Here is a 25,327-nt window from a genome sequence, read left to right on the forward strand (position 1 = left end):
GTCAGTAGGCCACCGCCGCGGCCGTGTACTGCTCGGCCGGGCCCTCGTCGCCCGTCGGGTAGGAGATCACGTCGGGGTTGCCGTCGGAGGTGTAGCGGCCCTCCGGGTTCGCGGCGAGCTTGTCCAGCCACGTCGCCGACCCGAACTCGGCCTCGTCGCCGTCCGGACCCTGGGAGCGGATCCGCGGGATGCCCGCCGCCTCGAAGTCCTCGTCGAACGGCGACGGCGCCGGGTTCGCGCCCACCAGCAGCGCCGCGGTGTACTCGTAGCCCGGGCCGGAGACGGCCACCTGCTTGTCGCGGGGACGCGCCCCGAACGGCAGCGCGAGCGTGGTGGGCGTGTAGCCCGGCACGGCGTCGCGGATGAACCGGTCGCCGCGGGCGATGGCCTCCTGCGCGCCCTCGGTACCGGCGGTGCGCAGGTTCGTGTGGCCGAAGGTGTGGTTGCCGACCTCGAAGCCGTTGTCGTGCAGCCAGCGCAGCGCGGCCGCGCCCGCCTCGCCGCCGCCGTAGGGGTCGGCGTTGACGTACATGCTCCCCACGGCCCGGAACCCGGGGTTCGCCGCCGCCACGTCGAGCAGGATCCGCACGGCCGTCCCCGGTGCGGGCGTGCCGTCCGGGCCGAGCGTGAGGACCGTCGGGTCCCCGTCGTCGAAGGTCAGCACGACGGGGTGCTTCCCCGCCGGGATGTCGATCCGCCCCGCGGCCAGGTCGGCGGTCGTGATCGGCACGTAGTCCTCGCGGGCGAGCCTTTCCAGCTCCGCCCGGAAATCCTCGGGGGTGCGGTCGTACACCGACACCGGAGTCGGCACGAAACGGTGGTACATGAGGACCGGGATCGTGCCGAGCTCGTTCGCTTTCACATCCGCCGGGCGAACCGGGGCGGGGGGCGGGGCGGGCTGCGCCGGCGCCGTTTCGGCACCGCCGGAATCCGATCCACAACCGGCGGCGAGAAGCAGGACGATCGACGCGGTGACAATGCGCAACCGAGGCATGACGCGACGCTACCCGGCCACCGCCGGATTCAACGCTTGATCACACCATGGTGTTGTTCGTGGGCACACGGGGTCCGGATCCTGTCACGATGATCAGGCTTCGATCAGATGCGTCCCGTTGCCGAAGGAGTGCCGATGACCCGCCCGGTGGTCGCGCCCAACCGGTTCCTCGTGCCGGCGGCGGTCGCGTTGATCGTCGCAGGCGTGCTGGTGCTGGTCGTGGCCTGGCTGCGACCCGACGTCACCGTGACCGGCCTGACCGACGGCGGGGCCATCCCGTCCGCCAAGGTGAACGAGGTCGCGATCACGACGCTCAGCGACCCGTCCCACGTCGACGTCCTGCTCGACGGCGAGCCCGCCACGGTGCGCCGCGACGGCGACCGCATCGTGCTCGACGAGCCGCCCCTGCCCGAGGGCGAGCACACGCTCCAGATCGACTCCCCCGATGCGGCGATGCCGCTGCCCGGCCTGGGCACCCGCATCGACTTCACCGTGGACGACACGCCCCCCGCGCTGCTCGTCGACAAGATCCCGCCCACCGCGCTGGACGCCATGGCCGAGGTGCGCGGGCGTGTCGACGGCGCGGAGGAGCTGCTGGTCGGGGGCGTTCCGCAGGAGCTGGACGACGACGGCGCCTTCACGCTGACGGTGCCGGCGGGCGCCGCCGACGTCGACCTGGCCGCCCGCGACGACGCCGGCAACACGACGGCGCAGAAGGTGCCGATCCCGGTGCAGCACCCCGGGATGCGCGCCGTGCACATGACGGCGTCGGCCTGGGCGGCCGCGTCGCTGCGCGAACCGGTGCTCCAGCTGGCTCGCGAGGGCCGGATCGACGCCGTGCAGCTCGACATCAAGGACGAGAGCGGCGAGGTCGGCTACGCGAGCCAGGTGCCGCTCGCCGTGGAGATCGGCGCGGCCAAGGGCTACTACGACGCGCGCGCCGCGCTGGACCAGATGCACGCGGCCGGACTGCGCGTCATCGGGCGGATCGTCGCCTTTCGCGACCCGGTGCTCGGCGCGGCCTCGTGGAAGTCGGGAAAGACCGACTGGCTGGTGCAGACCGCGTCCGGGGGCCCCTATTCGGGTGGTTACGGCGAGTACTCGTTCACCAACTTCGCCCATCCGGAGGTGCGCGCCTACAACATCGCGCTCGCCGAGGAGGCGGCCGCGCTCGGCTTCGACGAGATCCTCTACGACTACATCCGCCGGCCCGACGGCGCCGTCTCCGGAATGCATTTCGAAGGGCTGACCACGACGCCCGAGCAGTCGATCGCCGATTTCATGGCGGAGACGCGGCCGGAGGTGCGGAAGCACGGCGCGCTGCTCGGTGCGTCGGTGTTCGGGATAGCGGCCACGCGCCCCACCCAGATAGCGCAGGACATCGCGCTCATGGCGCCGTACTCCGACTACGTCGCGCCGATGGTGTACCCCTCGCACTGGGGCCGCGGGGAGTACGGCGTGAGCAACCCGGAGTCGCAGCCCTTCGACATCACCGCCCGCTCGCTCGCCGACTTCCAGAAGCTGACCGACGGGGGCGCCACGGCGGTGATCCCCTGGCTGCAGGCGTTCAGCCTCCGGGTCCACTACGGACCCGAGGAGCTGCGCGCGCAGATCGAGGCCGCCGAGTCGATCGGCATCGACTCGTGGATCCTGTGGGACCCGAGCTGCCGCTACCCGCAGGCCTCCGCCCTGCAGCCGGTGGCGCCGCAGTAGGACGCACCGGCCCCGAGCGCTCAGTCGCCCTTCACGTTGAGGATCTGGCGCAGCGTGTGGTCGACGCTCACCAGGTCCTTCGCGTCCTGCATCACCTGGTCGACGTCCTTGTAGGCACCGGGGATCTCGTCGAGGAACGCCTCGGCGTTCTCCGCGCGCCACTCGATGCCCGCCATGGCCTCGGCCAGCTGCGCCACGGTGAACCGCTCGCGCGCGGCCGCCGGGAGAAGTTGCGGCCCGCGCCGTGCGGGGCGGAGTGGAACGAGGCCGCGTTCCCCAGCCCGGTGACCACGTAGGACCGCGTGCCCATCGAGCCGGGGATCAGGCCGCGCCGGCCGGGGGAGGCGTCGATCGCGCCCTTGCGGGTGAGCCACACCTCCCCGCCCCCGTGCTCCTCGCGCTCGGTGTAGTTGTGGTGGCACTGCACGTCCTCGGCCCGCTCGATCTCGCGGCCCGCCCACCCGGCGAGGCAGGCGACGACCCGGTCGAGCATCTCGGCCCGGTTGAGCAGGGCGAAGCGCTGGGCCCACCGCAGCTCCCGGATGTAGTGCCAGAACTCGTCGATGCCCTCGGGCAGGTAGGCGAGATCGCGGTGCGGCAGCGGGACCCACCACTTCTCGCACAGCTGCTGGGCCACCCGGATGTGGCGCTGGGCGATCCGGTTGCCCACGCCGCGGGAGCCGGAGTGCAGGAACACCCACACCCGGTCCGTCTCGTCGCGGCACAGTTCGACGAAGTGATTGCGCATCGGGCATCAGCGCGACGTGCGGCCGGACGAACGGCATCCGGACGGTCTGCAACGCCTGCTCCCGCGTCGCGGGCTCGAGGATGGACGCCCAACTCAGCAGCCCCTTGGCGATCTGCTCCACCCGGATGGTCTACCCCACCCGCTCCCGTCGCGGAGCCGAATTGCCGGATCAGCCCGCGTGCGCGACCGCGAAGATCCTCCGGAACGGGAACCAGGTCGCCCCGTCCGTCCGCTGGGGGTAGGCCCGCCGGAGGCGCGGCGCCAGGTCGGCCTCGAAGGCCGCGTAGCCGTCGGGGGCGAGCGCGTCGCGCACCGGGCGCAGCGCCGTGCCCCTGATCCACTGCAGCACCGGGTCGGCGCCGGTGAGCCGCTGCAGGTACGTGGTCTCCCACACGTCGACGGCCGCCCCGGCGCCGGCGAGCAGCTCGGCGTACTCGGCGGGCTCCGCGACCGCCAGCTCCCCGCGCAGCGTGACCCCGCCCTGCCACCGCGGCTCGGCCAGCAGCTCGCGGACCAGCGCGTGCGACGGGGCGGCGAAGTTGCCCGGCACCTGCATCGCGAACCACGCCCCCGGCGCGAGCGCCGCGACCCAGCGCCGCAGCAGCTGCGGGTGCGACGGCACCCACTGCAGCACGGCGTTGGTGATCACGACGTCCGTGTCGGGCGAGGGCGACCAGTCGACGACGTCGGCGAGCTCGGCGTCGACACCCCGTTCGCGGGCCGCGGCCACCATCTCGGGCGACGAGTCCAGCGCGGTGACGGCGGCCCCCGGCCAGCGCTGGGCGAGCAGCCCGGTGAGGTGCCCGGGTCCGCAGCCCAGGTCGACCACCCGGCGGGGCTCGGCGGCACCCACCCGGGCGAGCAGGTCGAGGAACGGGCGGGAGCGGTGGTCGTCGAAGCCGAGGTAGAGCGCGGGATCCCAGCTCGTGCGGGTCACGACAGGCCCAGGGAGCGCGCGACGTCGGCGGCGACCTGGCGCACCGCGGCCCCGTCGGTGCCCGGATCGGGACGGACCTGCAGCACGATCCCGTCGCGCCCCGGCACCTTGCGCTGCACGAACCACGCGCCACCCCCCGGCAGCTGCCGGTGGTGCCTGCTGCGGATCGAGCCCTCCACGCGCGCGTGCACGGACTCCGGCACGCGCCCGGGCTCGGTGAGCCGCAGCCGCCGCGGCGGCAGGTCGGCGAGCAGCACGGCGCCCCCGAGCGTCTCGGCCTCCTGCGCCTCGACGACGGTGAGCGCGCCCCCCTGCCAGCCGGCCTTGCTCACCAGGTGCCACCCGAGCAGCCGCGGGCCGTCGTCGGAGGGCAGCCACATGCCGAGCGACGTGACGACCAGATGACCGCCCTCGCCGAGCCCGGCGACGGCGAGCACGCGCTCGTCGGGGGCGAGGCGCCCGGCCACCTCGGCCGGGATCTCCTCGCGCCCGAGCAGCTTCCGCAGCAGGCCCCTCATCGCGCCGCCTTCTCCCGCAACGCGATCCGGTACTGCTCCAGCGGCACGAGGTCGCCGAACAGCTCGTGGTAGGCCTCGGGCTCCTCGACGGGGTTGGTGCGCTGCAGCCGCGACTTGAGGTCGGCGACCTGTGCCTCGACGAGCGCCAGCCGCACCCCCGCGATCACACTGGCGACGTAGCGGGCCTCTTCGGTGTTGCGCCGCGGCAGCTCCAGCGGCTCGACCGCCAGCTCGGTGACCAGCGGACGCGTCTCCGGCGGGCACTCGGAGATCACCGCCTCCAGCCAGGCGTGCCCCTCCAGGCCCGCGCACACCCCGCCGGCCGCCTGGACGCCGCGGTGCACGGCCGCGAACGCCGGGTGCGCGAAGACCTGCTCCGGCAGCTCGTCGTAGCTCGGGCCGGCGACGGCGGGCACCTGCAGGGCCGCCTTGAGCGCCTCGCGCTGCAGGTGCAGGCGGGGATCGTCCTTCGGTGGTGGCGTGGGGGCCTGTCGCGTGCCGTTGCGGCCGCCCCGCACCGGCTCGGCCGGTGCACCCGCCGCCTCGCGGACCCGCCGGACGACCATCGCGATGTCGTCCCAGCTGGTCCACCCGGCGAGCCGGCGCGCGTACTCGTCGCGCAGCTCCTCGCGCTTGATCCGCGCCACCAGCGGCACCGTGCGCTGCAGCGCCGCGACCCGGCCCTCCGCGGTGTCGAGGTCGTGCTCGCGCAGCATGCTGCGGATCGCGAACTCGAACAGCGGCTCGCGGCGGGCCACCAGGTCGCGCACCGCGGTGTCGCCGTGGGCCTGGCGCAGCTCGCACGGATCCTGCCCGTCGGGCGCGACGGCCACGAACGTCTGGGCCGCGAAGCTCTGCTCGCCCTCGAACGCCTTGAGCGCCGCCGCCTGCCCCGCCGCGTCGCCGTCGAAGGTGTAGATGACCTCGCCGAGGTCGAACGAGTCGTCGCCGATCAGCCGCCGGATCACCGAGATGTGGTCGGCGCCGAACGCGGTGCCGCACGACGCCACCGCGGTGGGCACGCCGGCCAGGTGCATGGCCATCACGTCGGTGTAGCCCTCGACGACCACCACCTGGCGGCGCTTGGCGATCTCGCGCTTGGCGAGGTCGAGCCCGAACAGCGCCTTGGTCTTGTGGTAGACGGGGGTGTCGGAGGTGTTGAGGTACTTCGCCTCGATGCCGTCGTCGTCGAACAGGCGGCGCGCCCCGAACCCGACGACGTCGCCGCCGAGGTCCTTGATCGACCACAGCAGCCGCCGGTGGAACCGGTCGATGGGGCCGCGGCGGCCCTCCTTCGACAACCCGGCCTTCATCAGCTCGTCGAGGGAGAACCCGGCCGCGAGCAGGTGCTTGGTGAGCCGGTCCCAGCCCGCGGGCGCGAACCCGCAGCCGAACTGCTGCGCCGCGGCGACGTCGAAGCCGCGGCTGGTGAGGAACTGGATGGCAGGCGCGGCCTCCGGGGTGTGCAGCTGCGCCGCGTAGAACTCGGCCGCGCGCTTGTTGGCCTCCAGCAGGCGCGAGCGCGTGCCCCGGTCGCGCTGCACGGAGGCGCCGCCGCCCTCGTAGGTGAGCCGGTACCCGACCCGCTCCGCGAGCCGCTCCACGGCCTCGATGAACCCGATGTGGTCCATCTTCATGAGGAACGCGATCGCGTCGCCGCCCTCGCCGCAGCCGAAGCAGTGGAACGTGCCGTGGCTGGGGCGGACGTTGAACGACGGGGTCTTCTCGTCGTGGAAGGGGCAGAGCCCCTTGAGCGACCCCGCCCCCGCGCGGCGCAGGGCCACGTACTCGCCGATGACCTCGTCGACGCGGGTGCGATCGCGGACCTCCGCGATGTCACTGTCCCGAATCCGGCCCGCCACGGGTCCGAGTCTAGGCGCGCCCTCCGACGACCTCCGCGCCCTGGCCCGGGTGCCCCACCGGCGCCGCCCCGCACACCTGGCCGTCCTCGCACATGCGTCCGGACACGTGTGCGGGGTCGGCGGGACGTGTGCGGCTCACCCGGGGTCGCGAGGTGCGTGGCGCCGGACACCGCGGCGATCACGGGCAGAGAGTCGCCTCCGGCGATCGACGGACGGCCGGCCGGCCGGGCTCGCGCCTCGTCGGGGCCGGCACCGCGACGGCCGGGCGCTCGCGGGGCCGGTGGTGGTCGACCAGCAACGGCACCAGCGCCATCACCAGCAGGACGCCGAGACCGCCTGCGGCGGCCAGCAGGTTCAGGATGTCGGCGGTGTTCGTCATGGCTCCACCTTGCGCGCGGGGGCGCCCTTGCCGCCTCGGCCGGAGGTATGGGTCCCGCTCGCGACCTCGGCCGATCGGCCGAGTCGCGGGAGGCACCGGCGCGGGAGCCACGAACGTCCACCGGGTCGTGCCGCGGCCGATGGGCGACCACCGCTGCCGCGCCGGCCGCTCCTCCCCGTTCGTGGGCGCGCCGTTCCCGGCTCGAGGCGAACTGCTTCGCCCCACAGCCAGCTGCTCATCCGGGCCCCGACCTCGTGATCAGCACTTCGGCGCGTTCCCGGGTGGAAAACGCCCGTCTTCGCGCCGAAGTCTCGATCATGGCCCCCCTCCAGCTCCCTCGGTAGTTCGCCCAACCCGGCCACCACGCCGACGGGCGGGACCAGGGAAAGGCGCCGACTGCACCGAAGACCCGGGCTGAGCCGGGAGGCAGCGGTCTCGAGCCGGGAAAGTGCCCGCGACCGCGACCGAAGACCCATGACGTCGACCGGGTCCGCACAGGCGCGTTCCGCGGAACGCGCGACCGGCCATGATCAGCAGAAGTGGTGCGAGAGCGACAGGGCTGACGTCCCCACACCACTCCTGGCGATCAATCCGGCGAGGACCCTGTTGCGGCTCGGAGCCGGCGCACTACGTCGGCAGCCGGCCGAGCGCCAGCCGGAACGCCTCCCCCAGCTCCGGCCCGGACGGAGCCGCGTCGGGGTCGAGCAGCCACTGCACCAGCAGCCCGTCGCACACGACGATCTGAAACGTGGCGAGCGCGCGGGTCTGCGGGCCGTCGGGGATCCCGAGGGCCTCGGCGATCATCGCGGCGACGGACGCGCGGCTCTGCTCGTAGATGCCGGCGAGCTGGGCGCGCAGGGCGGGTTGGCGCTCCGCCTGGGCCATCGCCTCGGTGAACGCCACCGCGAGGCCGCGGTACTCGGCGAACGAGGCGAGCATCGCGTCCCACGAGGCGGCGAGCACCGTCGTCGGCTCGCCGCCCGCCTCGACCGCGAGCGCGAGCGCGAGTTCGCGCACCCGCTGCGCCCACTCCTCGAACGAGGCACCGATGGCCGCGTTGAGCAGGGCCTCCTTCGACCCGAAGTGGTAGCCGATCGAGGCGAGGTTGGTGCCGGACTCGGCCACCAGGTCCCGTGCGGTGGTGCGCGCGTAGCCGCGCGTCTCGAGGCAGCGGCGCGCGCCGGCGAGCAGGTCTTCCCGGTGTCCCACGCGCCGATCCTAGCGGAGCATCTATACAGACGTATTATACGTCCGTATGATCGGCGCATGGACTCCGCCCTCCCGCCCGGGTCCCGCCTGCCGACGCCGGTCCAGACCGCACTGCTGTGGGGCCTTCCCCGGTGGTGGCTGGACCGGTGCCACCGCCGCTACGGCGACGTCTTCGCGGTGCGGGCCGCGCCGATGGGCACGCTCGTCTACCTGGCCGACCCGGACGACATCAGGACGGTCTTCGCCGGAGATCCCGCGGTCTACCGTGCGGGCGAGGCGAACTCGGTGCTCAGCGGGATCGTCGGTGACAGCTCCGTGCTCGTGCTCGACGGGCAGCGCCACCGCGAGCGGCGCCGCCAGATGCTGCCGCCGTTCCACCGCGACGCGGTGCGCCGCCAGGCCGGGCAGATGGCCGCGATCGCGGCCGCGGACGTCGCGAGGTGGCCGGTGCAGCGCGAGTTCGCCGTGGCGCCGCGGATGTCGGCGATCACGCTCGAGGTGATCCTGCAGGTGGTGATCGGCAGCCGGGACGAGGGGCGCCTCGCCGCGCTGCGCCGCGCGCTGCCGCCCGTCGTGGACATGGGCGTCCTTGCGACCGCCGCCTTGGCCCGCCCGTCGCTGATGGCGCGGCGCCCCTGGCGCGGGGTGCGGCGCGTGCGCGCCGAGGCCGACCGGCTGCTGCGCGCCGAGATCGCGGCCTGCCGGGCCGACCCCGCCCTCGACGAGCGCACCGACGTGCTCGCGATGCTCGTCCGGACGACCGACGAGGACGGCCGGGGCATGACCGACGCCGAGCTGCGCGACCAGCTGATGACGCTGCTGCTCGCCGGTCACGAGACCACTGCGACCGGCCTGTCGTGGACGCTGGAGCGGCTGGTCCGCCACCCCGACGTGCTCGCCCGCGCGGTGCGCGCCGCGGACTCCGGCGACGACGAGTACCTGGACGCGGTCGTCCGCGAGACCCTCCGGGTCCGTCCGGTGATCTTCGACGTGGCCCGCAGGCTCGCCGCGCCCGTCGCGCTCGGCGGGCACCGGTTGCCCGCGGGCGTCGTCGTGTCACCCGCCATCGGGTTCGTGCAGCGCTCGGCGCGCCACTACCCGGAGCCGCTGCGCTTCGACCCCGACCGGATGGTCGGGGCCACCCTCACCCCGACCACGTGGCTGCCCTTCGGCGGTGGCGGGCGGCGTTGCCTCGGTGCCACGTTCGCGCAGGTGGAGATGCGGGTGGTGCTGGGCGAGGTGCTCCGCCGCGTGGAGCTGAGCACCACCAGCGCCCCGGCGGAACGCCAACGGGCGAAGCACATCACCTTCGTCCCGCACCGCGGGGCGCGGATCCGGGTGCGGGCACGGCGGCCCGACGCCCGCGCCGGCATCCCGGCCGCGGCAGCGGCGCCCTCCCACGGCGGGGCGTAGCCGGAGCACGCGCGGCGGCTACCAGTCCCAGCGCGGGACCTCCTGGCACGGGTGCAGCTGGTCGTCCGCGCTCGCGTGCGAGTTCTGGACGGCGACCTCGGTGCCGAACTCGAGATAGGCGTGCAGCGCGTCGCGGAACCGGCGGTCGTCGGGCAGGCCGGTCCGGTCGGCGGCGTGGATGAACAGCTCGACGAAGCGCTGCCGCTGGTCCTCCCGGATCCGCAGACCGCGGTGCGCCTCGAGCACAGCCGGGAAGCCGCCGAGCTCGTCGGTGTAGGTGCGGGGGCCGCCGAAGACCTCGGCGAAGAACGCCGTCAGGTGTCCGACGTGGCTGGGGCGCCCCTCCCCGAACAGCGGCGCCAGGAGGGGGTCGGCGAGCACGGTCGGGTACCAGGCCTCGACCGCGCGGTGCAGCCCTTCGTGGCCTCCGGCGTGCTCGTAGAGCGACTCGGCGGTCCCGGCATCGGGAGCGGACATCCTTCTCCTCCAGGCGGAGCTGTGTAGACCTCGAAACGCCGATCACACGACGCGGGCGAGTAACACTGTAATCACCTCTGCCCTCCGACGGAAGTGCCTGGCCCGCGATACCGGTTTCCCCCGTATCGTCGCGGGCGTGCCGACCGACGAGCTGGTGTTCGAGGAGCACCGCGCACACCTCGTGCGCGTGGGTTACCGGATCACCGGGAGCGTCAGCGACGCCGAGGACGCCGTGCAGGAGGCGTGGCTGCGCCTCGCCGGCCTGGACACGGACGGCCGCGCGGCCATCCGCGACGAGCGCGCCTGGCTCACCACGGTCGTCGGACGGCTGTGCCTCGACCGGCTCCGCTCCGCGGCCGCCCGCCGCGAGCGGTACGTGGGGCCGTGGCTGCCGGAGCCGCTGCTCACCGGCGACGACCCGGACGAGCCGCTCAGCGCCGTGGTGCGCGACGAGGGCGTGCGGATGGCCGCGATGGTCGTGCTGGAGCGGCTCACGCCGCCGCAGCGGGTGGCGTTCGTGCTGCACGAGGCGCTGGCACTGCCCTACGCCGACATCGCCGACGTGCTCGGCTGCCCGGAGGCCACCGCGCGCCAGCACGCGGCGCGCGCCCGCCGGATCGTCGCCGACGCCGACCCGCCGCCGCGCGCATCCACCGCCGAGCAGCACAGCGTGATCGGGAAGTTCGCCGACGCGATCGCTCGGGGCGACAGCGCGGCGCTGGTCGAGCTGCTGCACCCCGACGCCGTGTACGTCGCCGACAGCGGCGGGCGGTCCAAGGCCGCGCGCCGCACGATCGTGGGCGCCGAGAAGGTCGCCCGGCTGCTGCTCGGCCTGCTCGACCTGTACGGCGCGGACCTGCTCGCGGGGTGGACCCCGGTCATGGTCAACGGCGAGCTCGGCATCCGCTCACCCGCGTTCGCCGACGTCGCCGCAGGCGCCGCTGTGCTCTCCCTGCGCGACGGGCGGATCGCGGCGATCTACCAGGTGGTCGACCCGGAGAAGCTGGGTCAGTAGGCCGGCTGCCGCTCGTACTGCGGGACCCACGCGTCGTCGGCGTCGACCACGCGAGTGCCCAGCGGCACCAGGGCCAGCGCGCCGAGCTTCACCGAGGCGATGCCGAACGGGATGCCCACGATCGTGATCATCAGCAGCAGCCCGGCGACGACGTGCAGCACCGCGAGCTGCCACCCGAACAGCACGATCCAGATGACGTTGCCGATCACCGACATCAGGCCTGCGTCCCGCGCGACCACCACCCGGCGCCCGAACGGCCACAGGGCGAACCCGGCGAGCCGGAACGACGCGATGCCGAACGGGATCGTGACGATCAGGACGCAGGCCAGTACACCCGCCACCACGTAGGCCAGGGCCAGCCACCAGCCCGCGAGGACGAGCCACAAGACGTTCCCGAGGAAGCGCATGTGTCCAGGATGCCCGTTTCCGGGCCGGGTCAACGGGCGAGTGCGCGGTGGCGGGCGACGGCCTGCTGGTCGGTGAGGATCGCGACCTGGTCGAGCACCACCCGCAGGCGGGCCGCGTCGTCGGCGGCGGCCGTCCACTCCCCGGCGAACACCGGGTCCAGCGACTCCGGCGCACCGTCGCGCAGGGCGGTGGCCAGCTCGACGAGCAGCTCGCGCTGCCGGGCCTGCATCGCGAGCCGTCCCGGGTCGCTCATCACGTACCGCACGGCCACCGCCTTGAGCAGGGCCACCTCCGCCGCCGCCCGGGCCGGGACGACGAGGTCGGCCGCGTAGCGACGCAGCGGGCGGTCGTCGTGGGCCGCCCGGGTGGCGTCCACCGCCGCCAGCACGAACCGCCCCACCAGCTCGCTGGTGAGCCGCTTGAGCGCCACGTGGGCCGACGACGGGGCGCTGCGGGTGGAGAAGCCGCGCACGGCGTCGACCACGGGCAGTGCCAGCAGCGCGTCGGCCGCCTCGGCGAGCGCGCCCGCCTCGCCGCCGAAGTGGCGCACCGCCAGCTCCACCAGCGCGGCCCGCTCCACGGGCGAACCCAGCGCGGCGAGGTCGATGCGGCCGGCGAGGATGCCGTCCTCGACGTCGTGCACCGAGTAGGCGACGTCGTCGGACCAGTCCATCACCTGCGCCTCGATGCAGCGCCTGCCCCCCTGCGCGCCCTCGCGGACCCACGCGAACACATCGGCGTCCTCGGCGTAGGCGCCGTACTTGCGGTCGCCGGGCCGCCGGACCCACGGGTACTTGCACGACGCGTCCAGCGACGCCCGGGTGAGGTTGAGCCCCACACCGTCGATCTTGGGCTCGAGCCGGGTGAGGATGCGCAGCGTCTGGGCGTTGCCCTCGAAACCGCCGCAGGGCGCGCCGAACTCCTCGAGCGCCCGCTCCCCGTTGTGGCCGAACGGCGGGTGCCCGATGTCGTGGGCGAGCCCCGCCGTGTCGACGACGTCCGGGTCGCACCCCAGCTCCTCGGCGATCCCGCGGCCGATCTGCGCGACCTCCAGCGAGTGGGTGAGCCGGGTGCGCGGCACGCCGCTGACCTCGGCACCCTCGCCCGGGCCGACGACCTGCGTCTTGCCGGCCAGGCGGCGCAGCGCGGCCGAGTGCAGAACGCGGGCCCGGTCGCGGGCGAACGGGCTGCGCCGGTCCTCGCCCCCGCCGCCGGGCGCGCCGCCCTTCGGGCCCTCGGTGGCCGGCCGGGCCCTGTCGTGCGCTGAGTAGTCGGCCCAGGTGGGGGGCGACACTAACCGAGCCCGGTGGACCGGGTGTCGGCCGATGCGTTGGTGAGCCGGTAGTACAGCAGCGCCGCGGTCTCCCGCACGATGTAGCGCAGCTGCGTCTCACGGGTCTGCACCACAGGGCCGCTGCGGGTGGGCGAGGTCCACGCCTCCAGCCCGCTGTCGCGCGCCATGATGCGCGCCCGCAGCGAGTGCCACGGGTCGCTCACGACGAGCGCGCTGTGCCACCCGTCCTGCTCCGCGCGGGCGGCGACCGCCTGCAGGCTCAGCAGGGTGTCCGCCCCCTCCTCGACGGCGATGACGTCCTCCGGCGGCACCCCCCGCTCGATGAGGTACCGGCGCCCGGCCTCGGCCTCGGTGTAGGCGTCGCCCACCCGGTTGCCGCCGGTGGTGACGATGCGGGGGGCGAGGCCGTCGTCGTAGAGGGCCTCGGCGTGCCGCAACCGGTAGGCGAAGATCGAGCTGGGCTCGCCGTCGTACTGCGCCGCGCCGAGCACGATCACCGCATCGGCGGGCTGCCGCTGGTCGACCCGCGCCACCTGCCACACCCGGAAGGCGGTGCCACCCACCAGCAGCGCGGCCACGAGCAGCGCGCCGACGACCAGCCGCCACATCCAGTGGGGGCGCCTGCGTGGTGGCTGCGGGTACCCGTCGTGCATCGGGATGGTCGGCGCGTCGTCGACGGCGGGGCGGGCGGTGGTCATCCGCCGATCCGGCCGTCGGTGGCGGCGAGCGGGGTGCCGGCGCGTCCGGACCGGACCGCCACCACCTGCGCGACGATCGAGACCGCCGTCTCGGCCGGCGTGCGGGCGCCCAGGTCGAGCCCGACGGGCCCGCGCAGACGGGCCAGCTCGGCCTCGGTGAGACCGGCGGCGAGCAACCGCTCCCGGCGGGCGGCCTGGGTGCGGCGCGACCCCAGCGCGCCGACGAACCCGCGCCCGCGGCGCAACGCGGCGGCGAGCACCACGTCGAACGCCGGATCGTGGTCGAGCAGCACCAGGACGTCGGCGTCGGTGAAGGCGGCGACGGCAGCGCGCACGGGCTCGAGCGACGTCTCGGTGCGCGCGCCCCAGCCGAGCAGCCGGGCCTGCGCGACCAGCGCCTCGCCGATCGCGCCCGCCCCGGCCACCAGCACCGACGGCACCGGCACCCACAGGTCGACCAGCAGCTCCGCATCCCCCGCGGTGACCCGCTCGGTGGTGGTGGCACCACGGCGCAGCAGCCCGCGGGCGGCGTCGGCCGCCGCCTCGTCGAGCGCCGCTGCGCCCAGGGTGCCGTGCGCGGCTCCCAGCTCCGGCCCGGTGAGCACCAGCGCGCCCGTGCCGTCGGCGACCGAGACCAGCGCGGCCGGGACGCCGCCCTCGAGAGCCTCGCCCAGCGCGGCCGCCGGGGCCGCGGGCAGCGGATGCCCGAGCAGGGTGGCCCCGCCTGCGCAGGCGAGCCCGGCGTCGAGCGCCGTGGCCTCCGCCACGTGGGCCTCCTGGGTGCGGGGCCCCGCGACGGCCGCCGCGGCCAGCGGCAGCACCGCGTCGTCGAGCGCGCCGCGGTAGAGCACGCCCGCCGTGGCGCCGCTCGCCGTGCCCGCCACGAGCTGGCCGCTCTCGACCGTGCCGAAGCCGTGGCGGGCGAGCACACGCACCACGGCAACGCCCTCGGGGGCCCAGCGACGCAGTGCCGCACCCAGCTCCAGGGCCGCACCCAGCTCCCCGACCCCCGCCGCAGGCCCCGCATCCGTCACGCGGCCAAGAGTAGCGACCGGCACCGACGACGACGCGGCCCCGAGCACCGACCGGCGTGTGACACGATCGGTCAGCAGTTGCGGAACTCCTCCGCCGCTGCCACCGTTGATCCGGACATCGCGCCCGCAACGGACGTCGATCTGCCCGCACCCACGACAGGAACAATGGACCCCGCAGACAGTACCGGCGCCGTCCTCGCAGGACGGCGTCCCGACCGGGCCGGTAGCCCGTGACCGTACTCAACATCCTCCTGGGCGTTCTCGTGGTCGTCGCGATCACCGCCCTCACCGGGTACTTCGTGGCCCAGGAGTTCGGCTACATGGCCGTGGACCGCTCCCGGCTGAAGTCCCGCGCGAACGCGGGTGACGCAGGCGCGCGACGCGCGCTCGACATCACCCGCCGCACCTCGTTCATGCTCTCCGGCGCGCAGCTGGGCATCACCGTCACCGGCCTGCTGGTCGGCTACGTGGCCGAGCCGCTGATCGGCGAGGGCGTCGCGGGCCTGCTCGGCGGCGCCGGCATCCCCGCGGGCCTCGGTGCCGCGGTCGGCGCGGTCGTCGCGCTGCTCGTCGCCACCGTCGTGCAGATGGTGTTCGGCGAGCTGTTCCCGAAGAACCTCGCGATCGCCCGGCCCGAGCCGGTGGCCCGCGCGCTGGCGCTGTCCACCTCGGTCTACCTCGCGGCGTTCGGCTGGCTCATCCGGCTGTTCGACGCCGCATCGAACCTGCTGCTCAAGGCGCTGCGCATCGAGCCGGTGCACGACGTCGAGCACGCGGCAACGCCGCGCGACCTGGAAGCGATCATCGACGAGTCCCGCGACAGCGGCGACCTCGACGACGAGATGTCCACCCTGCTCGACCGGGTGCTCGACTTCACCGACCGCACGGCGCGTGCGGCGATGATCCCGCGACCGAAGGTCACCTCGATCCCGGCCGACACCGGCGTCGCCCAGCTCGTCGAGCTCATGGCCTCGGGCCACTCGCGCCTGCCGGTCATCGGCACGAGCCCCGACGACGTCGTGGGCGTCATCTGCCTGCGCGACGTGCTCGCCCTCGAGGACCGCGCCGACCTCGCCACGCTGCGCGTCGCCGACGTCGCCCGCACACCCGTCCTCGTCCCCGCCTCGCTCCCGCTGCCCGCCGTGCTCGACCGCCTCCGCGATGCCGACGACGAGTTCGCCGTGGTCGTCGACGAGTACGGCGGCCTCGCCGGCGTGATCACCACGGAGGACATCGCGGAGGAGCTCATCGGCGAGATCACCGACGAGCACGACCCCGCCGGGGCGGACGGCACCGCCGTCGGCGACGGGGAGTGGACGGTGCCCGGCACGCTCTCCGTGGAGGAGGTGGAACGCCTGCTCGACGCCGACCTGCCCGCGGGTGAGTACCAGACCGTCGGCGGCCTGGTGATCGACGAGCTGCAGCGGCTCCCCCAGCCCGGCGACACCGTGCGCATCACGCTGGCGAACCCCTCGCTCACCGAGGAGGGCGAACCCCCGCGCACGCTGGCCCTCACGGTGCTCGCCCTCGAACGACGCGTGCCGTCGTCCGTGCGGCTGGCGTGGGCCGACGAGAACGTCGACGAGAACGCGGAGACCTCCTCATGAGCACGGGTGCCGCACTGGGTGTGTCCGCGCTGCTGATCGCGCTGAGCGCGTTCTTCGTCGCGATCGAGTTCGCGCTCGTCGCGGCCCGCCGCTACCGCCTCGAGGAGGCCGCCGCGCGCAGCGCGTCCGGACGAGCGGCGCTCAAGTCGGCGAAGGACCTGTCACTGCTGCTGGCGGGCTCGCAGCTGGGCATCACCCTGTGCACCCTGGGGCTCGGCGCGGTCGGCAAGCCGGCCGTCGAGGAGCTGCTGCACCCGCTGTTCACCGGCCTCGGTGACCCGTGGACGACGATCGTCTCGTTCGTCCTGTCGCTGCTGGTCGTGACGTTCCTGCACCTCGTCGTCGGGGAGATGGCCCCCAAGTCCTGGGCCATCGCGCACCCCGAGCGCTCGGCCACCCTGCTGGCGCTGCCGATGCGGGCCTTCATGGTCCTCACCCGGCCGGTACTGGTCGCGCTGAACGGCATGGCGAACTGGTGCCTGCACCGGGTGGGCGTCGAGCCCGTCGACGAGCTGGCGAGCGGGCACAACCCCGACGACCTGCGCGAGCTCGTCGAGCACTCCGCCACCGCGGGCGCGCTCGACCCGGAGCGCCGCGACCAGATCGTCACCGCGCTCGAGCTGGACCGGGTCCCGTTGCGCGAGGTCGTCCGGCCGCGGTCGGAGGTGGCGGGCGTGCCCGCCGACGCCGACGCCGCGGCGATCCGCGCCGCCGCCCGCGACAGCGGCCACCTGCGGCTCGTCGTCGGTGACGCCGACGGGCACGCGGTCGGCGTCGTCCACGTGCGGGACGCGCTGGCCGTCCCCGGCGGCACCACGGCGCGGGAGCTGATGCGCCCGGTCCGGACGCTGGCGGCCGACCTCCCGCTGCACGACGCGCTCGGCGCGATGCGCGCCGAGCACACCCAGATAGCCCTGGTGGAGCAGGAAGGTTCGGTGGTGGGCCTGGTGACCCTGCAGGACCTGCTGGACCGCCTGCTCCCGGCCCCCGCCTGACGCGACGAACGGCACTCTCGTCGGTACCTAGCCGACGAGAGTGCCGTTCGTCAGGTGCGTCAGCAGCCCAGGAGGCGGGCGCCCAGGTAGGTCTCCACCTGGTCCAGGGCCACCCGCTCCTGCGTCATCGAGTCGCGTTCGCGGATCGTGACGGCCTGGTCGGTGAGGGTGTCGAAGTCGACCGTGAGGCAGAACGGGGTGCCGATCTCGTCCTGGCGGCGGTAGCGGCGCCCGATCGCGCCCGCGTCGTCGAACTCGACGTTCCAGTGCTTGCGCAGCGCCGCGGCGAGGTCGCGGGCCTTCGGCGAGAGGTCGGCGTTGCGCGAGAGCGGCAGCACCGCGGCCTTGACGGGCGCGAGGCGGCGGTCCAGGCGCAGCACGACGCGCTTGTCGACGCCGCCCTTGGCGTTGGGGGCCTCGTCCTCGGTGTAGGCCTCGACGAGGAACGCCATCATCGAGCGGCCCACACCGGCCGCCGGCTCGATCACGTACGGGCGGTAGCGGGTGCCCGAGGCCTGGTCGTAGAACGACAGGTCCACGCCGGAGTGGTTGGAGTGCGTGGTGAGGTCGAAGTCGGTGCGGTTGGCGATGCCTTCGAGCTCGCCCCACTCCTGGCCCGTGAAGCCGAACCGGTACTCGATGTCGACGGTGCGCTTCGAGTAGTGGGAGAGCTTCTCCTTCGGGTGCTCGTAGTGGCGCAGGTTCTCCCCGTCGATGCCCAGGTCGGTGTACCAGCGCGTGCGCTCGTCGATCCAGTACTGGTGCAGCTCCTCGTCGGAGCCAGGCTCGACGAAGTACTCCATCTCCATCTGCTCGAACTCGCGCGTGCGGAAGATGAAGTTGCCCGGGGTGATCTCGTTGCGGAAGCTCTTGCCCATCTGGCCGATGCCGAACGGCGGCTTCTTGCGCGACGTGGTCTGGACGTTGAGGAAGTTGACGAAGATGCCCTGCGCCGTCTCCGGGCGCAGGTAGGCCAGCCCCTCCTCGGACTCCACCGGGCCGAGGTAGGTCTTGAGCATCATGTTGAAGTCGCGCGGCTCGGTGTACTGGCCGCGGGTGCCGCAGTTGGGGCAGGGCACGTCGGACAGGTCGTCCTCGGTGGTCTCCTTGCCGGTGCGCTCGGAGTACTCCTCGGCCAGCTGGTCGGCCCGGAACCGGCGGTGGCAGCTCAGGCACTCCACGAGCGGGTCGTTGAAGACCCCGACGTGGCCCGAGGCCACCCAGACCTGGCGGGGCAGGATCACCGAGGAGTCGAGACCCACGACGTCCTCGCGGCTGGTGACCATGTACTTCCACCACTGCCGCTTGAGGTTCTCCTTGAGCTCGACGCCCAAGGGCCCGTAGTCCCACGCCGACCGGGTACCGCCGTAGATCTCACCCGACGCGAAGACGAAGCCGCGGCGCTTGGCGAGCGCGACGATGGTGTCGATCTTTGCGGACGAGGGCTTGCTGGCCACGGGTGACTCCAGGACGACGGATGGTGAGCGCCCAGCCTATCCGCCGCGCTCCACCGGGTTGCCGAGCCCCGTCCGCCCGGAGGGGTGAGATCTACTCGCCCCAGTCCAGCTGGTGCTCGGGCGTGCCGACCGCCCTGCCGTGCGCGACCACCGCGGACCTGGCCACGGCGTCACCCTTGCGGTACCGGAACGCCCGCCCGGCGAAGACCACCACGCGGTCCCCGCCGACCTCGAAATCGGCGTACCACCCGTCGTCCGGGAGCAGCGCGGCGGCGAGGGCCGCGGCGAGCGCGTCGGCCCGCTCCGCCGGCGCCTCGAAGTCGAGGAACGTCCACACGGGCGGCTGGCCGGGTGACGTCGACCCCGACACGTCCTCCCGCCACAGCCGCACCACCCGCAGGTCCGGGACCTCCACGACGGCCCCGGTCCGCAGGCTCTCGATCAGCATCCTCCCGCGCAGCAGCATGCTGGGATCATGCCTCGAACCTCCTAGAAGAGTTGACTTATATAAGCAGCTTCTTTAGATTCCTCCCGTGCACGCGTTCGACGTCCTCGGCGACCCGGTCCGGCGCCGGATCCTCGAGCTGCTGGCCGCGGGCGAGCAGAGCTCGGGGGAGGTCACCGCGGTCGTCCGCGCGGAGTTCGGCATCTCCCAGCCCGCGGTGTCGCAGCACCTGAAGGTCCTGCGCGACAACGGCTTCGCCTCCGTCCGCGCGGAGGGCACGCGCCGGCTCTACGCGGTGCGGCCCGAACCGCTGCAGGACGTCGACGCGTGGCTGACCCCCTTCCGCCGGTTCTGGACGCCGCGGCTGGCGGCGCTGGCCACCGAGATCGCGCGCGGCAAGCGGGAGCGCCGCGACCAACCCGAGGAGTGACCGATGTTCGACATCGACCCCCAGATCAGCGCCGTGCAGCGGCAGGTCGGCACGACCGAGCGCGACGGCAGGGAGGCCAAGGTCGTCACGATCAGCCAGGCCTACGACACCGAGGTCGACGACCTCTGGGAGGCCTGCACGACCTCGCAGCGCCTGGCGCGCTGGTTCGCCCCCGTCTCCGGCGAGCTGCGCCTGGGCGGGCGCTACCGGATCGAGGGCAACGCCGAAGGCACGGTGCAGCGGTGCGACCCGCCGAAGAGCTTCTCGCTGACCTGGGAGTTCGGCGGCGGGGTCAGCTGGGTCGAGGTCCGCCTCTCCCCCGAGCCCGGCGGCGGGTCGCGCTTCGAGCTGGCGCACACGGCGTACGTCGAGGAGCACTGGGAGCAGTACGGCCCGGGCGCGGTGGGGCTCGGCTACGACATGTCGCTGGCCGCACTGGCGCTGCACCTGCGCACCGGATCGGCCGCAGGCGACCAGGAGCACGCGGGCTGGTGGGCCTCGGACGCGGGCAAGCGGTTCCTGGCCGCGGCGGGGGAGCGCTGGTACGAGGCCGACGTGGCCGGCGGCGCGCCGCCGGAGACGGCCCGCGGCGCCGCCGACCGGACCATCGCGGCCTACACCGCCTGACACCCGCTCGCACACCGACTCCTGCGCTGCCACACCGACTGCAATCGGTGTGCGAGCGCAGCGATCGGTGTGTCAGCGTGCTCTGGCACGCTCGCCGCGTGCCTCCCCGTCGCATCGACGCCGCCGAGCGGCGTGCCCGCCTCGCCGCCCGACACCGGCTCACCCCGGCCGGGCGCACCGACGACGTCGTCGCGATCGCCGACGACCTGGCCGGGCTGCACTCGACCGATCCCGTGACGGTGCACCTGTCCGCCGCGGCGCGCATGCGCCACCCGCGGCTGCCCGCGGTGGACGAGGCGCTCTACTCCGAGCGCACGCTCCTGCGCCACCACGCGATGCGCCGCACGCTGTGGGTCCTCGGCGCCGAGCTCGCCCGGGCGGCGCACCACGCGTCCACGGTCACACTGCTGGCACGGCAGCGCACGCTGCTGCTCGACGCCGTCGCCGGCGCCGGGCTGGGGCCCGATCCCGAGCGCTGGGTCGCCGCCGCGACCGACGAGATCCTCGCCGTGCTCGCCGCCGAGGGTCCGCTGAGCGCCCGGGAGCTGGGCACGCGGGTGCCGCACCTCGCGGTGCCGCTCACGATCGGCAGCGGCCGGCAGGTTTCCGTCCAGTCCGCGCACACCCGCGTGCTGCTGGTGCTGGGGTTCGAGGGCCGCGTGCTGCGCGCCCGCCCGACCGGCACGTGGATCAACGGGCAGTACCGGTGGGCGGCGGCGAGCGCGTGGGCGCCGGAGTTCGCCGCCCCGCTCGACCCGCCGGTCGCCGCGGCCGCCCTCGCCCGCTCCTGGCTGCGCGCGTTCGGCCCCGGCACCCGTGCCGACGTGGCGTGGTGGACCGGCTGGACGGTCGCCACCACGAAGCGCGCCCTCGCCGACGTCGGCGCGGTGGAGGTCGCGCTCGACGAGGGACCGGGCCACGTGCTGCCCGACGACGTCGACCCGGCCGGCCCGGCGGAGCCGTTCGTGGCGCTGCTGCCCGGGCTCGACCCGTCCACGATGGGCTGGAAGCAGCGCGCGTTCCACCTCGACCCGGCCCACGTGCCGCTGCTGTTCGACCGCAACGGCAACGGCGGCCCGACCGTCTGGGTCGACGGCCGCATCGTCGGGGGCTGGGTGCAGCGCGCGGACGGCACGCTGGCCGTCCGGGTGCTGGAGGACGTGGGCGCCGAGCGGATGACGGAGATCGAGGAGGCCGCCCACGCACTGGAGACCCTGCTGGGCGAGGTCCGCTTCACACCCCGCTTCCCCGCTCCCCTCCAGACCGAACTACGCCGATGACCGCGGGGCGTCAGGCGCGGAGGCTCTCGTGCTGCTCCACCGCGCCGGCCCTCGCCTCCAGCAGCGTCTCGAACGTCGCGGGCTCATCGGCGTCCGCCTCCGACAGCAGCGGCACCACGTGCTCGCGCACCGGGAACGGCGAGAGCGCCCGGCGGTAGGCGTCCACCGAGGCGAACCGGACGGTGAGCACCCAGCGGTCCGGCTCGTCCACCGAGCGCCCCAGCTCGCCCCCGAGGCACCCGTCCGCCGCGGTGAGCAGCTCCAGCGCCGTGCGGGCGCGCACGAGGAGATCGGGGGTCGTGGCGAACCGGCAGACGAGCAGCACACCCCCAGCCTTCCAGCACGCGCCTACGATGGAGGCGCGGCCCGGACGGACGAAGCACCGGGGGGCGTGGCCGCCGCTCCCGGGGATGGGGACGCCGATGTCGATCGTCGCAGGTACCGGGCCCGCCGGTCCGGCTGCCGCCGACGGCGGGCTACCCGCCGACGATCACGTCGAGCACGTCGACGGGCACACCGCCGCCACCCCGGCTCCGGTGCGCACCCCGCGCACGCTGGCCGCCGCAGGCGACCTGCTGCGGGCGCTGGCCGCGCCCGTGCGCATCGCGGTGGTGCTGCAGCTGCTGGAGTCCGACCGCTGCGTGCACGACCTCGTCGACGCGCTGGGCGTCGCGCAGCCGCTGATCAGCCAGCACCTGCGGGTGCTGAAGTCGGCGGGCGTGGTGCGGGGCGAGCGCCGCGGGCGCGAAGTGGTGTACTCGCTGGTGGACGACCACCTGGCGCACATCGTGGTCGACGCGGTCGCACACGTGGAGGAGGGCCGATGAACACGAGCACGGACGGGCAGGCGCCCACCACGCGCGCGCTGCGCGCCACGCGGCAGCGGGCCGCGGTGTCGGCCCTGCTGGACCGGCTGGAGGACTTCCGCTCGGCCCAGGAGATCCACGAGGAGCTGCGCCGCACCGGTGAGGGCATCGGGCTCACCACGGTCTACCGCACGTTGCAGACGCTCGCCGACGGCGGCGAGGTCGACGTCCTGCGCACCGGCTCCGGCGAGGCCGTCTACCGCCGCTGCGCCACCGCGGAGCACCACCACCACCTCGTGTGCCGCCGCTGCGGCCACACCGTGGAGATCGAGGGGCCGGCCGTGGAGACCTGGGCGCAGCGCGTGGCCGAGGCGCACGGGTTCGTGGAGCTGAGCCACACGGCCGAGGTGTTCGGACTCTGCAAGGAGTGCGGCACAGCCCGCTGACGCTCCCGGTCGCGGAACGGGATTCGCCGCATGCGGGGGCGGTAGCCGAACGGAGGAAGGCGGCGAAAGAACCTGGACCCGACCGGCCGGCTGCGGGAGCATCGGAGGCAGCCGAACCGGAGGAAGGGGATGACCTGCCGATGGAGGCACGAACGGGCGACCACATCGTCGTGGAGGGCACCGTCGTCGACCAGGGGCGCCGCGAGGGCGAGGTCCTCGAGGTGATCGGCTCCGGTGACCGCACGTGCTACCGGGTGCGCTGGCACGACGGGCACGAATCGATCTTCCAGCCCGGCCCCGGCGCGCACGTGGCGCCGGATGCCCGGGGTGGATGACAGACCCTGATCTGTCCTCGCCTACTCCGGGACCAGCGCGGCCCGGAGGGTGGAGGCGCCGCTCACCACGAGCATCAGCAGGGTGCCCATCGCCTTCTCGTCCAGCCCCACCGCCGGGAAGGCGTAGCGCCAGGTGACGTCCCAACCCGCCTCGCCGCGGATCACCCGCGGGGTGCCGAACAGGCCCTCCCCCACGCCCATCGCCACCTGCGTGGGCACGTCCGACTCCGCGGGCAGGTCCCAGGCCACCACGCACGTCAGGTTGAGGACCGGGAGGCCCTCCTCCAGCTCCATGCCCTGCAGCGCGCAGACGACGCCGCCGTGGGCGAAGGTCAGCGCGCCGTCCTCGTCGGCGGTGACGTCGTGGAAGCGCTCCAGCGCCGCCTTCGCGACGGCGAGCATCTGCGGGATGGTCTCGGTCACGATGCGGCTCCAGGAGTGTCGGTGTGGATGCTCGGCCCCGACAAGCGAGCCTCGGTGTGGATGCTCGGCCCCGACAAGCGAGCCTCGGTGTGGATGCTCGGCCCCGACAAGCGAGCCTCGGTGTGGATGCTCGGCCCCGACAAGCGAGCCTCGGCAGCGCCCCCGAAGCGGCGGTCCCGGCGGGCGTAGATCTCGATCGCCTCCCACAGGTGGCGCCGGTCGAAGTCGGGGAAGAGCGTGTCGAGGAACACCATCTCGGCGTAGGCCGACTGCCAGAGCAGGAAGTTCGACGTGCGCTGCTCGCCCGACGAGCGCACGAACAGGTCGACGTCGGGCATGTCCGGCTCGTCGAGGTGCCGGGCGATCATCCGCTCGTCGATCTTGTCGGGGTTGATCCGGCCCTCGGCGGCGAGGCGGGCCACCTGCTTGACCGCGTCGGCGATCTCGGCGCGCCCGCCGTAGTTGACGCACAGGGTGACCGTCAGCCCCGGGTTGTCCTTCGTCCGCTCCTCGGCGACCTCGAGCTCCTTGATCACCGAGCGCCACAGCCGCGGGCGCCGCCCCGCCCAGCGCACGCGCACGCCCATCGCGTCCATCTCGTCGACGCGGCGGCGGATCACGTCGCGGTTGAAGCCCATGAGGAAGCGCACCTCGTCGGGGCTGCGCTTCCAGTTCTCGGTGGAGAAGGCGTAGACCGAGAGCCACCGGACCCCGATGTCGATCGACCCGCGCACCACGTCCATGAACGCGGCCTCACCGCGGCGGTGGCCCTCGACGCGGGGCAGGCCGCGGGCGTTGGCCCAGCGGCCGTTACCGTCCATCACCAGCGCGACGTGCCGCGGCACCAGCTCCCGCGGGATCGCCGGCGGTCGCGCGCCGGACGGGTGCGGCGACGGGGGCTGGAACCGGGTCACGGGGCCACCCTAAGGGCCGGGGTGCGGGAAACCTCAGGGTGCCTGCGGCGATCACCCCACTCCGGGCACACCGCCCGAGCCTCTAGCGTGGAGGCCATGACCGCCACCGCCCCAGAGCTGGACGGGATCGTCGGTTGGGTCGTCGACCTCATGGAGGCGCTCGGCGCCCCGGGCGTCGGCCTCGCGATCGCACTCGAGAACCTGTTCCCCCCGCTGCCCAGCGAGGTCTTCCTGCCGTTGGCCGGCTTCGCCGCCGCGCGGGGTGATCTGAGCCTGGTCGCCGCGATCGTCTGGACGACGATCGGCTCCGTCGTCGGCGCGCTCGCGCTGTACGGGCTCGGCGCCGCGCTCGGCCGCGACCGGCTGCGCGCGATCGTCGACCGGATGCCGCTCGTGGACCTCGCCGACCTCGACAAGGGCGAGGCGTGGTTCGCCCGGCACGGCCCGAAGGCGGTGTTCTTCGGGCGGATGGTGCCGATCGTGCGCAGCATGATCTCGGTGCCCGCGGGCGTCGAGCGGATGAGCATCGTGCTGTTCCTCGTGCTCACCACGGCCGGCAGCCTCATCTGGAACTCCGTGTTCGTGCTCGCCGGGTACTTCCTCGGGGAGAACTGGCACATCGTCGAGGGCTACGCGGGCATCCTCTCGAAGGCGGTGCTCGCGGCGGCCGTGATCGCCGTCGTCGTGTTCGTGGCGCGCCGGATCGCCCGCAGGCGCCGGGCCGTGCCGGTCGACGACGCCCCCACGGAGCGGATCCCGGTGGTGCCCACGCAGGCCCCGCAGCCCAGGCCGGGCGCGGGCGACGTCACCGAGCGGATGCCGGCCGTCCCCCGGGACGCGCCCCCGCCGCCCCGGTAGCCGGG

Annotated in this window: 28 protein-coding genes and 1 pseudogene; 12 read left to right on the forward strand and 17 right to left on the reverse strand. The window is 74.0% G+C overall.

Annotated elements, in window-relative coordinates; genetic code table 11:
- Position 1: 1 nt before the first annotated feature.
- Positions 2-994: a polysaccharide deacetylase family protein gene (locus FB558_RS25415; protein WP_142057542.1), complete on the reverse strand. Its 993-nt coding sequence runs from the start codon at positions 992-994 to the stop codon at positions 2-4.
- Positions 995-1,129: 135 nt separating this feature from the next.
- On the opposite strand from FB558_RS25415, the gene FB558_RS25420 reads away from it, so the two are divergent.
- Positions 1,130-2,707 (forward strand): putative glycoside hydrolase, encoded by a 1,578-nt coding sequence (locus FB558_RS25420; RefSeq protein WP_142057544.1) that lies wholly within the window; start codon positions 1,130-1,132, stop codon positions 2,705-2,707.
- 20 nt (positions 2,708-2,727) lie between these two features.
- Here FB558_RS25420 and FB558_RS44745 read toward each other — a convergent pair.
- The 6 genes and pseudogenes from FB558_RS44745 to FB558_RS25450 form a co-directional block, all read right to left on the reverse strand.
- A pseudogene (locus FB558_RS44745) lies at positions 2,728-3,455 on the reverse strand (RtcB family protein).
- Positions 3,456-3,624: 169 nt separating this feature from the next.
- Positions 3,625-4,392, reverse strand: coding sequence for a trans-aconitate 2-methyltransferase (locus FB558_RS25430; RefSeq protein WP_142057546.1), 768 nt, complete (start codon positions 4,390-4,392; stop codon positions 3,625-3,627).
- Positions 4,389-4,910 carry a hypothetical protein gene (locus tag FB558_RS25435; protein WP_142057548.1) on the reverse strand — a complete coding sequence of 174 codons (522 nt, stop codon included), beginning with the start codon at positions 4,908-4,910 and terminating at the stop codon, positions 4,389-4,391. Before FB558_RS25435 ends, FB558_RS25430 begins: the two co-directional genes overlap by 4 nt.
- Positions 4,907-6,772, reverse strand: coding sequence for a DNA primase (gene dnaG, locus FB558_RS25440; protein WP_142057550.1), 1,866 nt, complete (start codon positions 6,770-6,772; stop codon positions 4,907-4,909). The genes FB558_RS25435 and dnaG overlap by 4 nt, the downstream gene beginning before the upstream one ends.
- Before the next feature lie 178 nt (positions 6,773-6,950).
- A complete protein-coding gene (locus FB558_RS25445; protein WP_142057552.1) occupies positions 6,951-7,151 on the reverse strand; it encodes a hypothetical protein in 201 nt (66 codons plus the stop codon).
- Positions 7,152-7,778: 627 nt separating this feature from the next.
- A complete protein-coding gene (locus FB558_RS25450) occupies positions 7,779-8,360 on the reverse strand; it encodes a TetR/AcrR family transcriptional regulator (RefSeq protein WP_142057554.1) in 582 nt (193 codons plus the stop codon).
- Between the two features lie 57 nt (positions 8,361-8,417).
- Between FB558_RS25450 and FB558_RS25455 the strand changes: the two genes are divergently transcribed.
- The gene (locus FB558_RS25455; protein ID WP_142057556.1) at positions 8,418-9,773 is read left to right on the forward strand and encodes a cytochrome P450; all 1,356 of its coding nucleotides are present in this window, start codon (positions 8,418-8,420) and stop codon (positions 9,771-9,773) included.
- An 18-nt stretch (positions 9,774-9,791) separates the two neighbouring features.
- Here FB558_RS25455 and FB558_RS25460 read toward each other — a convergent pair whose 3' ends face one another.
- Positions 9,792-10,250 (reverse strand): group II truncated hemoglobin, encoded by a 459-nt coding sequence (locus FB558_RS25460; RefSeq protein WP_142057558.1) that lies wholly within the window; start codon positions 10,248-10,250, stop codon positions 9,792-9,794.
- A 136-nt stretch (positions 10,251-10,386) separates the two neighbouring features.
- Between FB558_RS25460 and sigJ the strand changes: the two genes are divergently transcribed.
- Positions 10,387-11,265, forward strand: a complete 879-nt coding sequence (gene sigJ / locus FB558_RS25465; protein ID WP_142057560.1) for an RNA polymerase sigma factor SigJ — start codon at positions 10,387-10,389, stop codon at positions 11,263-11,265.
- On the opposite strand, the gene FB558_RS25470 is transcribed toward sigJ, so the two are convergent.
- From FB558_RS25470 to FB558_RS25485, 4 genes are read right to left on the reverse strand one after another with little or no spacing between them, the layout of a single operon-like run.
- Positions 11,259-11,672, reverse strand: a complete 414-nt coding sequence (locus FB558_RS25470; RefSeq protein ID WP_142057562.1) for a YccF domain-containing protein — start codon at positions 11,670-11,672, stop codon at positions 11,259-11,261. The two genes, sigJ and FB558_RS25470, sit on opposite strands and share 7 nt — an antisense overlap.
- A gap of 29 nt (positions 11,673-11,701) precedes the next feature.
- Complete coding sequence (locus tag FB558_RS25475) at positions 11,702-12,967, reverse strand: deoxyguanosinetriphosphate triphosphohydrolase (RefSeq protein ID WP_142057564.1); 1,266 nt, start codon at positions 12,965-12,967, stop codon at positions 11,702-11,704.
- Positions 12,967-13,620 (reverse strand): YdcF family protein, encoded by a 654-nt coding sequence (locus FB558_RS25480; protein ID WP_142059066.1) that lies wholly within the window; start codon positions 13,618-13,620, stop codon positions 12,967-12,969. The genes FB558_RS25475 and FB558_RS25480 overlap by 1 nt, the downstream gene beginning before the upstream one ends.
- Positions 13,621-13,661: 41 nt before the next feature.
- Positions 13,662-14,699 carry an XdhC family protein gene (locus tag FB558_RS25485; RefSeq protein ID WP_246106740.1) on the reverse strand — a complete coding sequence of 346 codons (1,038 nt, stop codon included), beginning with the start codon at positions 14,697-14,699 and terminating at the stop codon, positions 13,662-13,664.
- Between the two features lie 230 nt (positions 14,700-14,929).
- On the opposite strand from FB558_RS25485, the gene FB558_RS25490 reads away from it, so the two are divergent.
- A complete protein-coding gene (locus FB558_RS25490; RefSeq protein WP_142057566.1) occupies positions 14,930-16,306 on the forward strand; it encodes a hemolysin family protein in 1,377 nt (458 codons plus the stop codon).
- The gene (locus FB558_RS25495) at positions 16,303-17,301 is read left to right on the forward strand and encodes a hemolysin family protein (protein ID WP_142057570.1); all 999 of its coding nucleotides are present in this window, start codon (positions 16,303-16,305) and stop codon (positions 17,299-17,301) included. Before FB558_RS25490 ends, FB558_RS25495 begins: the two co-directional genes overlap by 4 nt.
- A gap of 59 nt (positions 17,302-17,360) precedes the next feature.
- On the opposite strand, the gene FB558_RS25500 is transcribed toward FB558_RS25495, so the two are convergent.
- Positions 17,361-18,758 carry a glycine--tRNA ligase gene (locus FB558_RS25500; RefSeq protein ID WP_142057572.1) on the reverse strand — a complete coding sequence of 466 codons (1,398 nt, stop codon included), beginning with the start codon at positions 18,756-18,758 and terminating at the stop codon, positions 17,361-17,363.
- Between the two features lie 91 nt (positions 18,759-18,849).
- Entirely contained in the window at positions 18,850-19,224 is a 375-nt protein-coding gene (locus FB558_RS25505) for a hypothetical protein (protein ID WP_211366837.1), read from the reverse strand.
- A 67-nt stretch (positions 19,225-19,291) separates the two neighbouring features.
- Here FB558_RS25505 and FB558_RS25510 point away from each other — a divergent pair, with 67 nt between their 5' ends.
- The 3 genes from FB558_RS25510 to FB558_RS25520 all read left to right on the forward strand — a co-directional run bounded on the left by FB558_RS25510 (position 19,292) and on the right by FB558_RS25520 (position 21,540).
- Positions 19,292-19,633, forward strand: a complete 342-nt coding sequence (locus FB558_RS25510) for an ArsR/SmtB family transcription factor (protein WP_211366838.1) — start codon at positions 19,292-19,294, stop codon at positions 19,631-19,633.
- A gap of 3 nt (positions 19,634-19,636) precedes the next feature.
- On the forward strand, positions 19,637-20,260 hold the full coding sequence (locus FB558_RS25515; protein WP_142057576.1) for an SRPBCC family protein: 624 nt from the start codon (positions 19,637-19,639) through the stop codon (positions 20,258-20,260).
- Positions 20,261-20,358: 98 nt separating this feature from the next.
- Positions 20,359-21,540, forward strand: a complete 1,182-nt coding sequence (locus FB558_RS25520; protein WP_142057578.1) for a winged helix DNA-binding domain-containing protein — start codon at positions 20,359-20,361, stop codon at positions 21,538-21,540.
- A 10-nt stretch (positions 21,541-21,550) separates the two neighbouring features.
- Here FB558_RS25520 and FB558_RS25525 read toward each other — a convergent pair whose 3' ends face one another.
- On the reverse strand, positions 21,551-21,865 hold the full coding sequence (locus tag FB558_RS25525; RefSeq protein WP_142057580.1) for an antibiotic biosynthesis monooxygenase family protein: 315 nt from the start codon (positions 21,863-21,865) through the stop codon (positions 21,551-21,553).
- A 97-nt stretch (positions 21,866-21,962) separates the two neighbouring features.
- Here FB558_RS25525 and FB558_RS25530 point away from each other — a divergent pair, with 97 nt between their 5' ends.
- The 3 genes from FB558_RS25530 (at position 21,963) to FB558_RS25540 (ending at position 23,127) form a co-directional block, all read left to right on the forward strand.
- A complete protein-coding gene (locus FB558_RS25530; RefSeq protein ID WP_211366839.1) occupies positions 21,963-22,367 on the forward strand; it encodes an ArsR/SmtB family transcription factor in 405 nt (134 codons plus the stop codon).
- Positions 22,364-22,792 carry a Fur family transcriptional regulator gene (locus FB558_RS25535; RefSeq protein ID WP_142057582.1) on the forward strand — a complete coding sequence of 143 codons (429 nt, stop codon included), beginning with the start codon at positions 22,364-22,366 and terminating at the stop codon, positions 22,790-22,792. Before FB558_RS25530 ends, FB558_RS25535 begins: the two co-directional genes overlap by 4 nt.
- Positions 22,793-22,932: 140 nt before the next feature.
- A complete protein-coding gene (locus FB558_RS25540) occupies positions 22,933-23,127 on the forward strand; it encodes a DUF1918 domain-containing protein (RefSeq protein ID WP_142057585.1) in 195 nt (64 codons plus the stop codon).
- A gap of 21 nt (positions 23,128-23,148) precedes the next feature.
- Here the strand turns inward: FB558_RS25540 and FB558_RS25545 are convergent, their stop codons facing one another.
- Positions 23,149-23,529, reverse strand: coding sequence for a hypothetical protein (locus FB558_RS25545; protein WP_142059074.1), 381 nt, complete (start codon positions 23,527-23,529; stop codon positions 23,149-23,151).
- Between the two features lie 17 nt (positions 23,530-23,546).
- A complete protein-coding gene (locus FB558_RS25550) occupies positions 23,547-24,464 on the reverse strand; it encodes an isoprenyl transferase (protein WP_142057587.1) in 918 nt (305 codons plus the stop codon).
- A gap of 96 nt (positions 24,465-24,560) precedes the next feature.
- On the opposite strand from FB558_RS25550, the gene FB558_RS25555 reads away from it, so the two are divergent.
- On the forward strand, positions 24,561-25,322 hold the full coding sequence (locus FB558_RS25555; protein WP_142057589.1) for a DedA family protein: 762 nt from the start codon (positions 24,561-24,563) through the stop codon (positions 25,320-25,322).
- Positions 25,323-25,327 lie beyond the last annotated feature (5 nt).

It is taken from the genome of Pseudonocardia kunmingensis, assembly GCF_006716445.1.
In the GTDB taxonomy this organism is placed as follows: domain Bacteria; phylum Actinomycetota; class Actinomycetes; order Mycobacteriales; family Pseudonocardiaceae; genus Pseudonocardia; species Pseudonocardia kunmingensis.

What these genes read in the sequence shown, in the direction of transcription:
- FB558_RS25505 (WP_211366837.1), bottom strand. Translation starts at nt 19,224, where the DNA reads ATGCTGCTGCGCGGGAGGATGCTGATCGAGAGCCTGCGGACCGGGGCC.
- FB558_RS25445 (WP_142057552.1), bottom strand. Translation starts at nt 7,151, where the DNA reads ATGACGAACACCGCCGACATCCTGAACCTGCTGGCCGCCGCAGGCGGT.
- FB558_RS25470 (WP_142057562.1), bottom strand. Translation starts at nt 11,672, where the DNA reads ATGCGCTTCCTCGGGAACGTCTTGTGGCTCGTCCTCGCGGGCTGGTGG.
- FB558_RS25480 (WP_142059066.1), bottom strand. Translation starts at nt 13,620, where the DNA reads ATGCACGACGGGTACCCGCAGCCACCACGCAGGCGCCCCCACTGGATG.
- FB558_RS25535 (WP_142057582.1), top strand. Translation starts at nt 22,364, where the DNA reads ATGAACACGAGCACGGACGGGCAGGCGCCCACCACGCGCGCGCTGCGC.
- FB558_RS25555 (WP_142057589.1), top strand. Translation starts at nt 24,561, where the DNA reads ATGACCGCCACCGCCCCAGAGCTGGACGGGATCGTCGGTTGGGTCGTC.
- FB558_RS25540 (WP_142057585.1), top strand. Translation starts at nt 22,933, where the DNA reads ATGGAGGCACGAACGGGCGACCACATCGTCGTGGAGGGCACCGTCGTC.
- FB558_RS25460 (WP_142057558.1), bottom strand. Translation starts at nt 10,250, where the DNA reads ATGTCCGCTCCCGATGCCGGGACCGCCGAGTCGCTCTACGAGCACGCC.
- FB558_RS25545 (WP_142059074.1), bottom strand. Translation starts at nt 23,529, where the DNA reads ATGCTCGCCGTCGCGAAGGCGGCGCTGGAGCGCTTCCACGACGTCACC.
- FB558_RS25530 (WP_211366839.1), top strand. Translation starts at nt 21,963, where the DNA reads ATGTCGATCGTCGCAGGTACCGGGCCCGCCGGTCCGGCTGCCGCCGAC.
- FB558_RS25515 (WP_142057576.1), top strand. Translation starts at nt 19,637, where the DNA reads ATGTTCGACATCGACCCCCAGATCAGCGCCGTGCAGCGGCAGGTCGGC.
- FB558_RS25455 (WP_142057556.1), top strand. Translation starts at nt 8,418, where the DNA reads ATGGACTCCGCCCTCCCGCCCGGGTCCCGCCTGCCGACGCCGGTCCAG.
- FB558_RS25495 (WP_142057570.1), top strand. Translation starts at nt 16,303, where the DNA reads ATGAGCACGGGTGCCGCACTGGGTGTGTCCGCGCTGCTGATCGCGCTG.
- FB558_RS25420 (WP_142057544.1), top strand. Translation starts at nt 1,130, where the DNA reads ATGACCCGCCCGGTGGTCGCGCCCAACCGGTTCCTCGTGCCGGCGGCG.
- FB558_RS25435 (WP_142057548.1), bottom strand. Translation starts at nt 4,910, where the DNA reads ATGAGGGGCCTGCTGCGGAAGCTGCTCGGGCGCGAGGAGATCCCGGCC.
- FB558_RS25415 (WP_142057542.1), bottom strand. Translation starts at nt 994, where the DNA reads ATGCCTCGGTTGCGCATTGTCACCGCGTCGATCGTCCTGCTTCTCGCC.